The organism is Solirubrum puertoriconensis (assembly GCF_001483135.1).
Taxonomy (GTDB): Bacteria; Bacteroidota; Bacteroidia; order Cytophagales; family Hymenobacteraceae; genus Solirubrum; species Solirubrum puertoriconensis.
The window spans coordinates 712512-729963 of the sequence record NZ_LNAL01000006.1 but is presented as its reverse complement, the minus strand read 5'-3'; the positions used below and the strand labels follow the sequence as shown (position 1 = coordinate 729963).

The window sequence follows — 17452 nt, the reverse complement described above, 5'->3', positions numbered from 1 at the left end:
CGGCTGCCCTACACCGTAAAAGGCTGTTGCACATTCTCGAGCACTACTTCGCCATCGAGCAGCCGAATCACGCGGTGGGCGTAGCGGGCATCGTGCTCCGAGTGGGTCACCATCACGATGGTGGTGCCGGCCTCGTTTAGCTCCGTAAGCAGCTCCATTACCTCGTTGCCGTTGCGCGAGTCGAGGTTGCCGGTGGGCTCGTCGGCCAGAATGAGCTTGGGGCTGTTTACTACGGCCCGGGCCACCGCCACGCGCTGCTGCTGCCCACCCGAAAGCTGCTGCGGAAAGTGGTTGCGGCGGTGCATAATCTTCATCTTCTCGAGCACCTGCTCCACGCGCTGCTTGCGCTCGGCCGCGCCCATGCCCAGGTAAATCAGCGGCAGCTCCACGTTTTCGGCCACCGTCAGCTCATCAATCAGGTTGAAGCTCTGGAATACGAAGCCGATGTGCTCTTTGCGCAGCTTGGAGCGCTGCCGCTCGCTTACGTGCGCTACCTCGGTGCTGCCAAACCGGAAGCTGCCGCCGTCGGGCTCGTCGAGCAAGCCGATGATGTTCAGCAGCGTCGATTTGCCGCAGCCCGAAGGACCCATAATGGCCACAAACTCGCCCTCGTTTACCGCGAGCGACACGTTGTTCAGAGCTTTGGTTTGCACCTCGTCGGTGCGGTAAATCTTCTCGAGGTTCTCAATCTTGATCATGGTGGTTGAGGGTATCGGCGTGAGAGAGGCTGTGGAAAAGAAGCGGGTATTGGGGTGTGGTATTGGCCCTAGGTGCAAGCAGCGCCGCAGCGGCAAGGCAGTGCGGTTGGTTGTCACTCACTCACTAAAGCATCCGGCGTTGGGTTGCTGTTGCCGCCGCTGCGGGCCGCTCGGCACCTAGGGTTGTGGGTTGGTGGGCTTATTCCTGCTTGGCTTCGAGCACCAGCTCGCCCATGTTTTCGTAGCCTTCGTAGCTGGAGGTAATTACCCGGTCGCCGGGCTTCAGGCCTTCCAGCACTTCGTAGAAATCGGGGTTCTGCCGACCCAGGCGGATGTCGGTGCGGTAGGCCTTGGTGCCGTTCTCGTTCACCTTAAATACCCAGTTGCCGCCGGTTTTCTGGTTAAAGCCGCCCTTGGGCACCCGCACGGCCTGGGTTTGGTCGCTGAGGGCGAGGCGCACGGGCAGGCTTTGGCCCCGCCGGATATCGGCGGGCGTGGCGCCCACAAACTCCATATCTACCTGCAGCCCTTGGGTTACCTGCGGGTAAATTTTGGTTACCTGCAATTGGTAGGGTTTGCCGTTCACGGCGGCCTCTACCTTCTGGCCGGGGAAGATGCGCGAAATGTAGTACTGGTCGACGGTGGCGCGCACCTTCAGGCCGCTAAGCATATCGAGCTGGCCGATGCGCTGGCCGCGGGTTTTCAGCTCCCCTATTTCGGCGTTGAGCGAGGTAATGCGGCCCGCGGCGGGTGCCTTAATCGTGAGGTCGTCGAGCTTGCGGCGCATCAGGGCCAGGTTGGCCTGCATTCGCCCCACCGACTGCTCCATTTGGCTGATTTGCTGGCGCATGGTTACCGAATCCTGCCGCAGGGCCTGGCGCGTAAGTTGGCGCCGGCGCTGCTGATACTGGTAGTTGTTCTGCGTCTGCAGAAAGTCCTGCCGCGAAATCACTTTCTGCTCGTAGAGCGTCTTGTTCAGGTCGTGCACGCGCTTGGCCTCCTGCAGCTGGTGGTCGATGTCGGCCAATTGGTTGAGCTGCTGGATGCGGTTTTGCTGCAGCAGGTTGCGCGTATTGTGCAGGTTGTTCATCAGGTCGAACACGGCTGTTTCGCGGTTCACCATCTCGAGCTGCAAATCGGTGTTGGCGAGCTGAATGATGGGCTGGCCAGGCTGCAGCGTGGCGCCGTCTTCTACCAAAATGCGCTGCACCGTGCCGCCTTCGGGCGCATCGAGGTAAATTGTTTTAATAGGCATTACCACGCCATCGACGGGCACAAACTCCTGAAAAGGACCGCGCGTAACCTCGCTAATTGTCAGCCGCTCCGGGTCAACGTTCAGCTTGGCAGCGCCCGCCGTCGAGAACAAGCCTACGCCTACCAACACAAGCACCAGCACCGCGCCACCTAGGAGCAGTATGCGGGTTGGCGTCCAGGTTTTCTTTTTGATGATAACGTCCATGGCACTTGAGAAGCCGCCTGAAATACGACTGCCAAATGCTCACGAAGAACGATGCCAATTTTATAAAACTCTGTTTATCAGCTTGTTAACTTCAGCATGCAGCAATAAGGCCCCAAAAGTGTTCGGTTTTGATACACCTCAGTGTTCGGAAGTGATACACCCCTAGGTGCTTCCGGAATTTAAAAACGGCTTTCCTGGGCAGCTGCCGCAGTTTTTCGGAACTTAGTACAGTTTATGAGGGCGGTGGCAGCACCCAGCTGCCGCTGGCTCAACCCTCCCCTTTATACTCCTAGGTTCAATGGTCCTGAAGAAAGCCCGCGTGTTGGTAGTCGACGACGACACGGACGTGCTGTTCGCCATGCGCATGCTGCTCAAAACCGAAGTGCAGGAAGTAGTAACGGAGAAGAACCCCGAACTGCTACTCTCGCTCCTGGGCAAGCAGCGCTTCGACGTCATCTTTCTCGACATGAACTACAAGAGCAACCTAGGCACCGGCAACGAGGGACTGTATTGGCTGGGGCGCATTCGCGAGAAAGACCCCACCGCCACGGTTATCATGATTACCGCCCACGGCGAAATCAACACGGCCGTTCGCTCACTCAAAGCCGGTGCCAGCGACTTTGTGGTGAAGCCCTGGCACAACGCCCAGCTGCTCGAAACCCTGGAAGCCGCCCTGCAACAACGCGCCGTCTCCGCCGACAAAACCGCTCCGGCCAGCCACGCGCCCAAGCGCCCCGCTTCCTTCTCCGGGGCCGACATTCTGGGCCAGTCGGAAGCTATGCAGGAGGTGTTTTATAAGATTGAAAAGATTGCGCCCACCGAGGCCAACGTGCTCATCCTAGGTGAAAACGGTACCGGCAAGGAGCTCATCGCCAAAGCACTGCACCAGCAGTCGTACCGCGCGGCGCAGCCCTTTGTTACGGCCGATTTAGCGGCCATGAGCGAAGGCATATTCGAGAGCGAGCTGTTCGGGCACAAGAAAGGCTCGTTTACCGATGCGCGCGAAGACCGCGTTGGCCGCTTTCAGGCCGCTTCGGGCGGCACGTTGTTTCTTGATGAAATCGGCAACATCTCGCTGCCGCAGCAGGCCAAGTTGCTCACAGTGCTTCAAAACCGCCAGGTAATTCCCCTAGGTAGCAACACGCCCGTGCCCGTCGACATCCGGCTGATATCGGCCACCAACGCACCGCTGTACGAAATGGCCACGCGCAACGAATTTCGGCGCGACCTGATTTACCGCCTCAACACCGTGGAGATTACGCTGCCGCCCCTGCGCGCCCGCGCCGACGACGTGCTGCTGTTGGCCGAGCATTTCAGCCGCATTTACGCCGAGCGCAACCGCAAGCCCGCGCCCGAGTTTGAGCCTACCACGCTGCACAAGCTAAAGCAACACCACTGGCCCGGCAACGTGCGCGAGCTGCAGCACGCTGTGGAGCGCGCCGTAATTCTGGCCGAAGGCAACGTACTCCGCCCGCACGATTTCACCTTCTCGCCGATGGAGCAGGCAGCCGCTGCCGTGGCTGCACAACCGCACCCACCCGAAGGCCCGCTGCAGCTCAGCGAGGTAGAAAAGAACACCATTCTGCGCGTGATTGAGCGCCACAACGGCAACATTACCAAAGCCGCCAAAGAGCTGGGTCTTACCCGCACCGCCCTATATCGCCGCCTCGAGAAACATGACCTTTAAGCGCCTCGAAGTTGGCATACTGCTGCGGCTGCTTGGGCTGGCCGTGCTGCTCCTAGGTGCCGTGCTGGCCGGGGTGCACGGCCGGCCGGCGTGGGTGGTCGGTTTGGTTTTGCTGGTAGGCCTGGTATTCTGGGAGCTGACGCGTTACGTAACGCGTGGCAACCAAGCGTTGGCCGATTTCCTGCTGGCCGTGAAGTACCGCGACTTTGCGCAGTACTACAACGAAACCCACCCCGACCGCTCCCTACGCCCGCTGCACGCGGCTTTCAATCAGCTAAACAGCACTTTCCGGCAGCTCAGCGCCGAGCGCGAGGCGCAGTACACTTATCTGCAAACCCTACTCGAGCTGATAGATTCTGGTATCATTTCCTACGATGCCGATGGGCAAGTGGAGTGGCTCAACGACTCGTTCAAGCAAACTCTGGAATTGCCCTACCTCCATAACATTCAGGCCCTTGAGCGGCGCCAACCGGTGCTTTACGAAGCAATTGAAAAGCTGCAGCCCGGTGCTTCGGCCATCGTAAAAATAACCGTTGGGCAGCGCAGCCTGCAACTGCTGCTTTCCGCCACTGTGTTTCGGCTGCAGAATCAGCAGTTTACGCTCGTGGCGTTCAAGAACGTTAGCCAGGCCCTCGACGAAACCCAGACCGAAGCCTGGCAGAAGCTCTTGCGCGTGATGACGCACGAAATCATGAACTCGGTGGCGCCCATTGCTTCGTTGGCCGACTCGCTGCGCCGGCACCTGCGCCATGCGCTAGCGCAAGTGCCCGAGCCGATTGGCACCGACCGCGCCTTGCTCGACGACGTGGAAGAGGGCATCAGCATCATTCAGAACCGCAGCGAGGGGCTATTGCGCTTTGCCGAGGTGTACCGCAACTTCAGCAAAATTACCACACCTCAGCTTGCCGAAGTTCGGGTGCACGACCTGCTTAGCAGCACGTACCGCCTGCTGCAGCCCCAATTAGCGGAGCAAGGTATTGCCTGCTCCGTTTCTACCGTACCCGAAAGCTTAACGCTGCAAGCCGATCGGCAATTGCTGGAGCAAGTACTCATCAACCTTATCCAGAATGCCGCGCACGCAGTGTCGAATTCCCCACTGCCCCGCATTCAGGTATCGGCCTACCTAGGTGAAGCCGGGCATCCCATTATCGAGGTGGCCGACAATGGCCACGGCATTCCGGCTGATTTGCTCGAGAGCATCTTCATTCCCTTTTTCACTACGCGCAAAAACGGCACCGGCATTGGGCTAAGCTTGGCCAAGCAAATTATGCGCTTACACCAAGGCAGCATCAAGGTGCAATCAGCCGAGAAGCAGGGCAGCGTGTTTCGTCTAGAGTTCAGAGCTGCGTAAGCCTCGTTTCTCTAATAGCTCAAGGGTGTACTTAGCTCGTACAAGGTTAGCTTCTTTCCGCTTTATCGTCTCAACATCAAATAACAAACCGCGTACAAAGCAGTAGCAAGCTTTTCTCCCCACCCACCTATGCTACTCCTTCTATCAGCTATTATAGTGCTTGTGGCACTTGCCGCCCTTGCCGTGTACAAAGCATTAGCGACTGTACCTGCAGGCCCCTCGCAATACGCTTCTTCCGACGCCAATAGCGACTCGGATTACTACACATTTCGGGACTTCTACAACGGCTACGGCTACACGAAAAGACCCATCCAGTAATGCTGCTTGGGTCGTTTGGTCATTCTCAAGGATAGCATTCGAGCAGCGCGCCAACTATGCTTTGTAGTTAGCATGAGCAGTAAACAAAAAAGCCTCACATCTCTGTGAGGCTTTTTTTGTGATTCCGCTGGGATTCGAACCCAGGACCCATACATTAAAAGTGTATTGCTCTACCAGCTGAGCTACAGAATCGTTTTCTTTGTGGTTTCAGCGACCTGCTGTCGTTGATTGTGGCACAAAAGTAGTAGGTCGGATTTATTGATGCCAAACTTTTCGGCAAAAAAAGTCGTACTTTTTTGGCTCCTGTGGGCTTTTTCCATCCAAGTAACTCAGGCTCAGGAGCAAATTTTCCTCACAAAAAAAGCCGACTCGCTCTTCAACGCGGGTAAGCCTGCAGAAGCATACCAGCTTTACAAACAGGTACTAGCAAACGGACAAGCCAGTCCGCAGATGTTGCTGCGCCTTGCCGCCGTGCAGGAGAGCCGTGACCAATACCCTTCGGCGCTGTACTACCTCAATTTGTACCAAGCGCATTACCCCAGCACCGCAGTGTGGCGCAAAATGACGGAGCTTTCGGTAACGCACCGGCTTACGGGCTACCCCAATACATGGCGCCAGCAGGTGGCTCTTACCTTCCGGCGCTATTACCCTACGGTGCTCCAAACGCTGCTGGGAGTAGCTGTGGCGGCGGGTACCTTACTGGTATTGCGGCGGCGGGGTACGGCGCGGGGCTGGTGGCTACTTTATGGGGTATACCTGGCGCTGGTTGGTGCGTTTCTGAATGTGTTCGACACGCCAACTACGGGTTTGGTGTGTCGGCCTAGGGCGGTGCTGATGACGGCACCCAGCGCCGGCGCCAGTTGGCTAAGCACCGCCGCCGCCGGCGACCGGCTGCTAGTACAAGGGCAAGAGGACATCTGGTTTAAAGTACTCTGGCGCGGGCGCACAGCCTACATTCGGCAACACGATTTGGTAATTGTGAATTAGCCTGAGCCACAACTCCTAGGTGCTGCTTGCCTTACGGGAAAGGCAGGACACCTAGGGATCATAACACGTTATTTATACACGATCAACCTGTTTACAGCAGCAAAGCCGACGCTCCATTGCGGAGTCGTCGGCTTTGCTGCTGTAAAGCTCACCCTTGGCCTTAGCTTACGGGCGAGTCTTTTTCTTTCTTAAACTCATTCAGCACCAGCTTATCCATGATGCTGGCGGGCAGCCACTTGTTGAGAAACACCGTGAGCTTGCCTTTGCCGGTAAGTACCAACGTTGGACGACGAGCCTGCACAGCGCGCATAATGTGCGCGGCCACTTCTTCGCTGGTCATCATGCTGGCCTCGTCGCGCGGAGACTCGCCTTGCTGCGAGCCATCGGCAGCCAGGGCGGTGTTGCGGATGTTGGAAGCCGTGAAACCCGGACAGGCCGTGAGCACGTGCACTCCCTGCGGCATCAACTCGGTACGCAGGGTTTCGAGGAAGCCATTCATGGCAAACTTCGAGGCCGAGTAGCCCGTGCGACCGGGCAAACCGCGGTACCCGGCAATGCTGGAAATGCCCACAATGCTGCCGCGCGTGCGTTGGATGTAGGGCAAGGCGTATTTGGTGGTGTATACCGTGCCGAAGAAGTTGGTTTGCATCAACTTGCGGATGACATCCAGCGAAGCGTCGGCAAAGGTGGCACGCATGGAAATGCCGGCATTGTTGATCAGCACATCCAGCTGCCCAAAGGCTTTCACTGTTTCTTCAACGGCCCGTTGGCAATCGGCCTCCTCGCCTACATCGGCCCGAATAGCTAGGCTGGCTATACCTAGGGCTTGGAGTTGCTGGCTGGTTTGCTGAAGGCGGGCTTCGTCGCGGCCGGTAAATGCTACGCGGGCGCCGGCTCGCCCAAATACCACCGCGCACGCTTGGCCAATACCAGAGGTGCCACCGGTGATGAGTACTACTTTTCCTTGCATGCTTAATGGCGCGGCTCTTACTGGCAAGAGCCGGTACGAGCAAAGCTACGGGCTTTTCGTGAGGCGCGTGGGCAATGGCGCATCTGCTACGCCAATCTTGCACTAATGTTACGCCTCCTTGCATTTAGTCGCTACATTTAGGCAGTAGATTATACCTGCTCCTTAGGCTCTTGTATGGCAACACCTCTACGCCTTCGACGCTGGTCGTCGGCTTTGTTTTTACCTATTGCTTTGTTGTGGGCCTCAAATGTGCTGGCCCAGTGCCCAACCGCCCCGAGCAACTGCACACCGGGCTCGGCACCTAGCACTTCCTATCCGTTCAACATGGGCATTTTCAGCGTAACGCTGGGCTCCATCAGCAATGTTACGGCGGGCGTGCAAGATGGCTACCGCAACTACGCATGCACCATCGGCACCAACCTGACAGTAGGCCAGGATTACCCTATTTCGGTGCGCACCAACCCGGCTGCCAACGAAAACGTGCGGGTATGGCTTGATCTGAACAACGACGGGCAGTTTACCGACGCGCCCACGAGCACCGGTGGCGAGCTGCTGTTTTCGGCATCGGGCAAGGATGTGCAAAACGGCACCATTCGTATTCCGGCCGGGGCAACCCTAAACACGCCGTTGCGCCTGCGCGTGGCAGCCGATTATGTGAATGCCACCCCGCCTACGCCCTGCTCCACCCCGCAGTACTCGCAAACCGAGGATTACCGCGTAACGCTACAGGCCAACTCGCAGCCTCCGGTTGCTGCTTTCGTGGCCGACCGCACCACCACGTGCTCGGGCTGCGTGCAATTTACCGATCAGAGCACCAATGCGCCCACCGGCTGGCAATGGAACTTCGGCGACGGCACCACGTCTTCGCAGCAAAACCCAAATAAGTGCTACACCCAGCCGGGTACCTACACCGTAACGCTCACGGTTACGAACAGCGCCGGCACCAATACGGTAACGCGCACCAACTACATCATTTACGACAACCAAATACCGGTTGCGGCCACTTGCGCGCCCAAAACCCTGAATTTCTGCTGCGGCTACGGCATCACCCAAGTGCAGCTGGGCACCCTCAACAACACATTCAGCAACTCCTCCACCGGCTATCAGGATTTTACTTGCTCTGGCAAGGTTACGCTCACCGAAGGCAACCGCTACCCAATTACAATCCAAACCGGTACCAACAACCAAGATACCCGGGTGTGGCTGGACGCCAACAACGACGGGCAGTTTGCCGCGTCGGAGTTGCTGCTCACGACGCTCAATCAGCCTTCGCCCGTTCGGGGCACCATTGTGGTACCTGGCTCCGCCTTCAAAAACGTACCGCTGCGGTTGCGCATCATGTCTGATTTCGTGGGCTCGAACTTTGGGCCCTGCAGCGACCTACAGCACGGCCAAACCCTCGATTACAGCGTGATTGTGCAAACCAACTCGCAACCGCCCGCTGCAGAGTTCAGCTCCAATTATGCCACCACGTGCTCCACGACGGTGCGCTTCACCGACGAAAGCCAAAATGTGCCGACGAGCTGGCTGTGGAACTTTGGCGACGGCAACACCTCCACGCAGCAAAACCCCACGCACACGTATACCAAATCGGGCGTGTTTGATGTAAGCCTGACCGCGACCAACGCATTTGGCGCCCAAACCACTACCAAACGCCGCTACATCGTGCTAACGGTGCCTTGCGTGCAGTACTGTGCTTCGTCGGGCAACAACCAAGGCGTATGGATTACCAACGTTAGCCTGGGCGGCGGCCACTTAACCACGCCGTACAGCAACTCTTCGGGTGCAAACAGCGGTGGCTACGGCGATTACACCCGCGAGGTATTGGAAATGCGCAGCGGGATCAGCTACACCCTAAGCGTTGCGGCAGCTACGAACTTTGGGCGCACGGTTACAACCTGGATTGATTACAACCGCGACGGTTTCTTCGATCAGAGCGAAATCGTGCTGAACGCAACCACCAACAGTACAACCACCAGCACGTTTACGGTACCCAGCATTGCTTCCTTCCAAGGGCTTACGCGCATGCGGGTGGTGATGCGACTGAATACGAACTTCGCTTTCGCTTGCCAAACCAACCAGATGAATTCAGAAACGGAGGACTACTCCGTTAACATCAGCTCGCCGTTGCCCACGCGCGAGTCGAAAGCCATGGCAGGTTTGGCTGTGTTTCCGAACCCCACCCACGACGGCCTGCTGAAGCTGCAACTGCCCGCTGTTCCAGTAGGCACTTACACGGCGACTATCGAAACCCTCTTGGGTAGCCAAGTACGCCAGCAGGCGGTGCAGTTGGGCGCGAACACCCAGGCTAGCCTCGATTTAACCACCCTGGCGCAAGGAGTTTATCTGCTGCGCCTCACTGCACCCAACGGCGACCAGATTACTCGCCGCGTGGTGCGCAACTAACCTGCGTAGGCGGCCGCACGGCTCCGTGTGCGGCCGCCTATACTTTTTCCGCTTCTCTCTTCGGCACTATATGATGAAAACTTTACTCCGCTTTGGAGCATTGTGGGTTATTCTGAGCTTACTCGGCAAGGGTACCGCGTTGGCGTCGCACTTGCTAGGTGGCGAAATGCAGTATAAGTACCTCGATGCCAACGGACCACAGGCAGCCCCGTTCCGCTACGAGCTTACGGTGGTGGTTTACGTGAACTCCGATAGTCCTGCAACTCCGGGTGGCCTAGGTCGGCCCGACGTTGATGTTTCGATTTACAACAAGTCGCAGAACAACACGCGCATTCCGCTTACCAGCGTAAACAGCCCGTTGGCAAACGGCGGCTTGTTGCGGATACCGCGCAGCAGCACGGTTCGCATCAACCCCAGCTTGCCGGGGGGCTGCACCATCCCGGGCGGTAACGTGCCGGTTACGCTGGCCAAGTACACTGCGGTTGTCAACCTGCCCGTGTCCTTCGATGGCTACTACGCCTTCTACAGCGACATTGCCCGCAACAACGATGTGAACAACATCACGAATCCGGGCAACACCAACATGTCGCTATACACGGAAATGGCCCCGCCGCTGATCCCGAACACGTCGCCGGTGTTTTCGGATACGGCCGTGGTAGTGGTTTGCCAGGGCGACACAACCATCATCATCAACAACGCTTTTGATGCCGATGGCGACCGACTGATTTACACCTTTGGCACGCCCTCTGCCGGCAACCCGCCCTTCCCTGCCTTCACGCTGCCTCCTGTACCGGTAACCTACTTACCGGGCTTTAGCGCCGTCAATCCGTTTGGGCCGGGTGCGCGCAACTATGCCTCGCTGAATGCCAGCACTGGCATTGCCCGCTACGCAGCTACCAACATGGGCAAGTACGTAGTGGCCATAGATGTAAAAGAGTACAGGCGCATCAACGGTACCGAGGTGCAAGTAGGCACCACCCGGCGCGATGTACAGCTGGTTGTGAGGCCTTGCGCGCCCAACCGAAGTCCGCAGTTTACGCCAGCCACCCTAGGTCAGCGCACCTTCACCATCGAAGAGGGCCAAGCCCTTAACTTTAACCTTGCCGCTACCGATGCCGATGGCAACCCCGTGAGCTTGCGGGTAAACAGCGGTTTGCTCGATGGCACGGGCGGCTACAATGCTTCGTTTGCGGGCCAGCCGGGCACGGTGGCTCCCGGCGCCAGCACGGGCACCGTTACGGTATCGGGCAACGGAAGCGCAAGCGGCCAGTTTAGCTTTACACCGCGCTGCGGCGACGCCCGCCCCAACCCCTACGACGTAGCCGTAACAGCCACTGATGCCGCCTGCGGCTCGAAAACCGTGGCCGAGGTGTTCCAGATTTTCGTTACCCGCACGGCTGCCCCCACGGGCCTTACCGGCACCCTGGAGCTCTGCGATATTTCGCGCACCTACACGTACACCGCATCGGGCACAGCGCCGGCGGGTGGGTACAACTGGCGCGTGCAGGGCGGTACCATTCAGGGGGCCAACAACGGCTCTTCGGTGCAGGTGCTTTGGAACGGCAGCGCCCAGGCCCGCGTAACGGTGCGTAGCCGCTCGGCCCTAGGTTGCCTCAGCGACTCCGTGAGCAGTGTGGTCAGCATTCAGCCGACGGTAGCGCTTGGTATCACGCCATTGGCACCCACCATTTGCGCCGGTCAATCGGTTACGCTCACGGCCAGCGGAGGTACCACCTACACCTGGACGGGCGGCGGCCAAACATACACCGGCACGTCCATTACCGTGTCGCCGGGCCAAACCACCACGTACACCGTGGTAGCAGCCGATGGTACGTGCGCCAACGGTCGGGTAACCGTTACGGTAAACCCAGCGGTAGTGGCCAATGCAGGCGCCAACCGGGCGCTGTGCTCGGGCGAGCGTACTACCCTAGGTACGGCAGCCCTTGCCGGCTACACCTACCGCTGGAGCCCGGCAACCGGCCTCAGCAGCAGCACCGTTGCGCAACCTGAACTCAGCCAAACCCTAGCGCCGGGCTCGGCCCCGCAAACCCTAACGTATACCCTAACCGCCACCTCGCCGGAAGGCTGCAGCGCCACAAGCCAGGTAGTAATTATCCTTAATCCTGCCGCCGCTGCCGATGCCGGCCCCGACGTAACCGTTTGTGCCGGGCAGCGCGTGCGCCTGGGCGTGACAGCCCTAGCTGGCTACTCTTACCAATGGAGCCCGGCAACGGGCCTCAGCAACGCTACGGTGGCGCAGCCCACCTTTACCGCTCCGCCGGTTGGTGCTGCGCAAACCCTGAAGCTTTACCTGACTGCAACCACCGCCCAAGGCTGCTCGGCCCGCGACTCGGTGCTGGTGCGCGTGAACCCACGCCCCGAAGCCGATCCTATCCAGGGCAGTGCCTCGGTGTGCCCGCAGGTAGCGGGCGTGGCGTACAGCATCCGTAACCCTCGCGGCACGGCCTATCAATGGCTGATTGAGGGTGGCACCATTGCCAGTGGCCAAGGTACCAGCAACGTTATCGTAAACTGGGGCGGCACTAATGCAAATGCTAGCCTGAAAGCGTTCCGCCTAAACCAGGAAGGCTGCTCGTCGGATACCGTGGTATTCCCGGTGCGCATCAATCAGCTGCTGGCTACCGAGCGGCCTACCGGCCCTGCGCGCGTGTGCCAGGCCGATGGTCCGTTCACGTACCAAACACAGTTCACCAACGGCTCTACCTACGCTTGGCAAATCATCGGCGGTACGCAGGTAAGCACCAACCAGGCCAGCCTGCAAGTGCAGTGGACGCGCCCCGGCACGGGCAAAATTGTGGTAACCGAAACCAGCCAACCAGGCTCGGTTCGTTGCCTCGGCACTTCCGATACGCTGTACGTAACGGTGCTGCCCTCCCCTGCCCCGGTTGCTATTACCGGACCTAGGCGCGTGTGCGCAGGCGCTGGCACCGTAAGCTTCTCGGTGCCGGGTACCAGCGGCTCTACCTTCCAGTGGGCAGTGCAGCAAGGCACCAGCGCCCCGGTTGCGCTGGCCGCTACGGGTGCTACGGCTACTTTCGCGGTGCCTGCTCCTGGTGCCGTAACGGCTCCCATCAGCTACACCCTAACGGTGCGCGAAACCAACTCGGCGGGCTGCTTAGGTGCGGCCTCTACCATGCAGTTCACGGTGGTGCCGCAGCTTACGGCCGCAGCGGTTACGGGCCCACGCAGCGTGTGCCCGGGCTCGTTTACGGGCCTAGGTTACTCGCTGGTGGGCACCGCGGGCAGCACGTACCAATGGTCGGTAACGGGTGGCACCGTGGTAAGCGGCCAAGGCACCGAACGTGTGCAGGTGGATTTCGACGCCAACGCCGCTGCCCGCAGCATTTCGGTAACGGAGTCGTCGGCGGTGGGCTGCGCGGCCACCTTCAACGTGGTGCTCGATAACGCTACGGTTGCCCTGAACACCGCATCCGTTGATTTGCAGGACGACCGCCGCATCATCCTCGCGCTGAACGTACCGAACAACGCCAACTCGCCTAACCAAGTGCGCATTATGCGCCGCGACGCTGGCAGCACAACCGCCTTTGTGCAGGTAGGCACCGTAGCCAACACCACCGCCAGCTACAGCGACACCGGCGTTAATGCCGATGACAAAGCTTACGAGTACCGCCTCGACCTAGTGAATGCCTGCGGCACTACACTTAGCAGTACTAATCACACCACCATCCGCCTAGAGCTTACCAACTCGGAGCCCGGCCAAGGCCGCACCGAAGGCAAAGTGGCCCTGCGTTGGAGCGCGTACCTAGGCTTCCCGGTAGCTCGCTACGAGGTATACCGCACCGCCGATGGCGGCCAGTTGCAACTGCTGACCACCGTGCCGGCCAACGCCAACAGCACCTACTCGGCCGGCTTTGCCAGCAGCTTGGCGGGCTTCAACCAAGGCTTCCGCATCAAGGCCATCAGCTCCGAGGCGCAAGCCCGCTCGGCGTGGTCGAACCAGGCCGATGCTGCCTTTGAGAACAAGTTGGCTTTCTACAACGTGATTACGCCCAACGGCGACGGGCTGAACGACGTGTTCTTCATCCGAAGCGTGGAGCTATACCCAGGCAACAGCTTCGCGGTGTTTAACCGTTGGGGCAAAGAGGTGTACCGCACCAGCAACTACCGCAATACCTGGGGCGCCGATAAACAGCCTGCCGGCACCTACTACTTCGAGTTCAAGCAGAGCAACGGCCAAATTACCAAAGGCTGGTTCGAGGTGGTTCGCTAGCATTTACTGCTCATCAGGAAAAAAGCCGCTCCGTAACCGGAGCGGCTTTTTTATTGGTAGCAAGAGCCTAGGTAGCATGAAGCATGAGAGGCTCATTGGCCATAGCTAAATAACAGTGCATGTGTTAGCTAGGAAATCGTAGCTCCGCCAAAAATCGGCAGCTCTGCTTGGTCTATCTTTGCATTGTGAATCAAGTAATGCCCAATCCGAAGAAGATCCCCGCGGAGGACCTCCGCGAAGTGGTAATACAAGACATGGTAGCCGAGGGCAAATGCCTTGTGCGCCACAACAACCTCGTCATTTTCGTGTCGGGCGTGGCGCCCGGCGACGTGGTCGACCTGCGCATCACCAAGTCGAAAAAGAGCTTTCTGGAGGCTGTACCCGTACACTTCCACAAGTACTCGGAGCTACGCGTGCAGCCTTTCTGCCTGCACTTCGGCACCTGCGGCGGCTGCAAGTGGCAGCACCTAGGCTACGAAACCCAGCTGCAGTACAAGCAGCAGCAGGTTGAGGACACGCTGCAGCGCATCGGCAAGGTTGAGCTGCCCGAGATTATGCCCATCCTAGGTTCGAAGGAAACCACCTACTACCGCAACAAGCTGGAGTACACCTTCAGCTATAACGGCTGGCTGACTTCGGAGCAGATTGCCGACGAATCGCAGCAGTACGACCGCCGCGTGCTGGGCTACCACCTGCCCTCGCGCTTCGATAAGATCATCGACATTCAGCATTGCTGGCTGCAGCCCGACCCGAGCAACCAGATTCGCTTGGCGTTCCGCGACTATGCGCGCACCAACAACCTGCGCTTCGGCAACCTGATGAAGCACACCGGGCTGCTGCGCACCCTTACCATTCGCACGGCCAAGAGCACCGGCGAAATCATGGTGGTGGCCGCGTTCTACCGCCAGCACCAGATGATACCGGTAATCCTGGACCACCTGCTGGAGCTGTTCCCCGAAATCACGTCGATGAACTACGTGCTCAACGACAAGGGCAACGACTCGCTCGACGGCCTGGAGGTGGTGTGCTACAAGGGCCTGCCCTACATCCACGAGGAAATGGAAGGCTTGCGCTTCCGGGTGGGGCCGAAGTCGTTCTATCAGACCAACTCCGAGCAAGCCTACGAGCTGTACAAGATTGCCCGCGACTTTGCTGGTCTTACCGGCTCGGAGCTAGTGTACGATCTGTACACCGGCGCCGGCACCATTGCCAACTTCGTAGCCAAGCAGGCCCGCGAGGTGATTGGTGTAGAGTACGTGGCGCAGGCCATTGAAGACGCCAAGCTGAACTCGGAAATCAACGGCGTGCGGAACACCAAGTTCTACGCCGGCGACATGAAGGACGTGCTGACCAAGGACTTTACCGACGAGCACGGTCGCCCCGACGTCATCATCACCGACCCGCCCCGCGCCGGTATGCACGTGGATGTGGTAAATCGCCTCATTGAGCTGCGCGCCCCGCGCATCGTGTACGTGAGCTGCAACCCCGCCACCCAGGCCCGCGACCTAGAGTTGCTGGCCGACACCTACCGGGTAACCCGTGTGCAGCCGGTGGATATGTTCCCGCACACCCACCACGTGGAGAACGTGGTATTGCTGGAGCTGAAGTAGTCAACTGCTGGCTTGCACTATGAAAAGCTATACACTGGCTTCAACCTTAGCACTAGTAGCAGGTTGGGCCGTTGCTATCTTTTTTCATGGGGCTAGCTCTTTGGTTTGTTATGCCAACTTAAGGTCACTTGACACAGTTGTCGTAGCCAGTTGGTCTTTCATTTTTGTGATGTTGGCCAATGGCTTGTTCATCCAATTGCCGGAAAAGCTCATTTGCAGGTTCTGCCGCTCTTCGAGTCTCATGAGGTTTGCAATAGCGTCAGTACTGTATGCTTTAGGCAGTTTCACTTTATTAATAGGTTGGGCTCTTTTAGGGTCGGGCACTTTCACCATTGTGGTGTTTGCCGAATCAGCCATAATCGGGCTTGTCTTTGGCTTACTATTCCCTAGGATGTGGAAGTTTTCCAGGCCTTAGACTAGCTCTCTTTCGACTTACCAATAGCTTAAGCCCGGGCACCTCTTCAGAAGTGCCCGGGCTTTTTGCTTGAAATGCAGACAAGGTTTAAAAGCACCAACTACGCATCCATCTTGGCGTACATCAGCAAATGCTTTGATGCCGCGAAGCGTGTGCCACCCAAACGTTGATGCCTTTATGACCAAGCGCACTACTTCTTCGAGCCGCACTAGTCATGTGCTGTTAGCTGGCGCCGCCGCAGCCTCCGCTTTGCTGCTGCCCCGCAACAACCGCTGGCGCTGGGCATTTGCGGCTGCAGCCGGCTGGCAATTTGTGGAGGCATTGCGCAATAAGCCCAAGCGGCACCTGCTCAACCCCGATCCGCACGCAGCACCCGAGCTGGTGCGCGCCGCCCACATCAACGGCATGCAGATGCGCTGGGAAGAACACGGCGAGCCCAACGCGGAGCATACCGTTGTGCTGGTGCACGGGCTGCCCACGAACCCTAGGTTGTGGCGCTATGTGATACCCGAGGTAGTGCGCCCGGGTGTTCGGTGCTTGGCTTGGGAGATGGTGGGCTACGGTTGGTCGATGCAAGCGGGCCTGGGGCGCAACATTTCGGTGGCCCGACAGGCCGAGTACCTGTACCTGTGGCTGCAGCACGAGCAGATTACCAAGGCCGTTTTTGTGGGACACGACCTAGGCGGTGGCGTGGTGCAGCGCATGGCCACGCTCTACCCCGAAGTGTGTGCTGGCATAGTGCTGGCCGATTGCGTAGCATACGACAACTGGCCTGTGCCGCCCATTTTGGCGGCGCAAAAGTCAAGCGGTTTGATTGAGAAAATGCCACCCGTCATCGTCAAGGGTTGGCTACGCAAGGCCATTTTGGCCCTAGGTGATAAGCATGAGTGGCGCCGGCAGGAGTCGGCCAGGCTGCACGCACAGCCCTATGGGCAACCGTTTGGGCCAGCCGCCTTTGCCGACCAGGTACGCAGCGTAAACAACCTCGACACGCTCAACATTGCCTCCGATCTGCCGCAGGTAACCGTGCCCGCCCGCGTGGTTTGGGGCCAAAAAGACATACTAAGTCCTGACTCGGGCCAGCGGCTGGCCACTGATCTGAAAACCGACTTTACCTGCATACCCGGCGCCAGGCACTTCACCCCCGAAGACCACCCCGACGTGGTGGCGCAGGCCATCAACGCTGTACTAGCCGAAACCACCACGCATGCCCCGGTTACAGCGCCGGTTACCTATCGGGCATTCTGAGAGCGTATGCAGTGCACGGCGTCACTCGTTGGATGCCGAAAATTCTCACGA

12 protein-coding genes and 1 tRNA gene are annotated in these 17452 nt (G+C 58.7%); 8 read left to right on the top strand and 5 right to left on the bottom strand.

Features of this window, described 5'->3' with window-relative positions:
- Nucleotides 1-8: 8 nt before the first annotated feature.
- Nucleotides 9-698: an ABC transporter ATP-binding protein gene (locus ASU33_RS07990; protein WP_059069993.1), complete on the bottom strand. Its 690-nt coding sequence runs from the start codon at nucleotides 696-698 to the stop codon at nucleotides 9-11.
- A gap of 199 nt (nucleotides 699-897) precedes the next feature.
- Nucleotides 898-2157, bottom strand: a complete 1260-nt coding sequence (locus ASU33_RS07985) for an efflux RND transporter periplasmic adaptor subunit (RefSeq protein ID WP_059069990.1) — start codon at nucleotides 2155-2157, stop codon at nucleotides 898-900.
- A gap of 298 nt (nucleotides 2158-2455) precedes the next feature.
- Here ASU33_RS07985 and ASU33_RS07980 point away from each other — a divergent pair, with 298 nt between their 5' ends.
- From ASU33_RS07980 to ASU33_RS07970, 3 genes are all read left to right on the top strand, one after another.
- On the top strand, nucleotides 2456-3844 hold the full coding sequence (locus ASU33_RS07980; RefSeq protein WP_059069988.1) for a sigma-54-dependent transcriptional regulator: 1389 nt from the start codon (nucleotides 2456-2458) through the stop codon (nucleotides 3842-3844).
- A complete protein-coding gene (locus tag ASU33_RS07975; protein WP_059069986.1) occupies nucleotides 3834-5195 on the top strand; it encodes a sensor histidine kinase in 1362 nt (453 codons plus the stop codon). The genes ASU33_RS07980 and ASU33_RS07975 overlap by 11 nt, the downstream gene beginning before the upstream one ends.
- A 129-nt stretch (nucleotides 5196-5324) precedes the next feature.
- Nucleotides 5325-5513 carry a hypothetical protein gene (locus tag ASU33_RS07970; RefSeq protein ID WP_059069984.1) on the top strand — a complete coding sequence of 63 codons (189 nt, stop codon included), beginning with the start codon at nucleotides 5325-5327 and terminating at the stop codon, nucleotides 5511-5513.
- Nucleotides 5514-5632: 119 nt separating this feature from the next.
- On the opposite strand, the gene ASU33_RS07965 is transcribed toward ASU33_RS07970, so the two are convergent.
- Nucleotides 5633-5705, bottom strand: a tRNA-Lys gene (locus ASU33_RS07965).
- 258 nt (nucleotides 5706-5963) lie between these two features.
- On the opposite strand from ASU33_RS07965, the gene ASU33_RS07960 reads away from it, so the two are divergent.
- The gene (locus ASU33_RS07960) at nucleotides 5964-6500 is read left to right on the top strand and encodes a hypothetical protein (protein WP_149867105.1); all 537 of its coding nucleotides are present in this window, start codon (nucleotides 5964-5966) and stop codon (nucleotides 6498-6500) included.
- Between the two features lie 160 nt (nucleotides 6501-6660).
- Here the strand turns inward: ASU33_RS07960 and ASU33_RS07955 are convergent, their stop codons facing one another.
- On the bottom strand, nucleotides 6661-7470 hold the full coding sequence (locus ASU33_RS07955) for an SDR family oxidoreductase (RefSeq protein ID WP_059069979.1): 810 nt from the start codon (nucleotides 7468-7470) through the stop codon (nucleotides 6661-6663).
- Between the two features lie 174 nt (nucleotides 7471-7644).
- Here ASU33_RS07955 and ASU33_RS07950 point away from each other — a divergent pair, with 174 nt between their 5' ends.
- From ASU33_RS07950 to rlmD, 3 genes are all read left to right on the top strand, one after another.
- Nucleotides 7645-9876, top strand: a complete 2232-nt coding sequence (locus ASU33_RS07950; RefSeq protein ID WP_078062973.1) for a GEVED domain-containing protein — start codon at nucleotides 7645-7647, stop codon at nucleotides 9874-9876.
- 73 nt (nucleotides 9877-9949) lie between these two features.
- Nucleotides 9950-14128, top strand: a complete 4179-nt coding sequence (locus ASU33_RS07945; protein ID WP_160328156.1) for a T9SS type B sorting domain-containing protein — start codon at nucleotides 9950-9952, stop codon at nucleotides 14126-14128.
- A gap of 197 nt (nucleotides 14129-14325) precedes the next feature.
- Nucleotides 14326-15738: a 23S rRNA (uracil(1939)-C(5))-methyltransferase RlmD gene (gene rlmD / locus ASU33_RS07940; RefSeq protein WP_059069973.1), complete on the top strand. Its 1413-nt coding sequence runs from the start codon at nucleotides 14326-14328 to the stop codon at nucleotides 15736-15738.
- A gap of 108 nt (nucleotides 15739-15846) precedes the next feature.
- Here the strand turns inward: rlmD and ASU33_RS07935 are convergent, their stop codons facing one another.
- A complete protein-coding gene (locus ASU33_RS07935; protein ID WP_059069971.1) occupies nucleotides 15847-16095 on the bottom strand; it encodes a hypothetical protein in 249 nt (82 codons plus the stop codon).
- Between the two features lie 235 nt (nucleotides 16096-16330).
- Between ASU33_RS07935 and ASU33_RS07930 the strand changes: the two genes are divergently transcribed.
- On the top strand, nucleotides 16331-17401 hold the full coding sequence (locus tag ASU33_RS07930; RefSeq protein WP_160328155.1) for an alpha/beta fold hydrolase: 1071 nt from the start codon (nucleotides 16331-16333) through the stop codon (nucleotides 17399-17401).
- The last annotated feature ends 51 nt before the right edge of the window (nucleotides 17402-17452 follow it).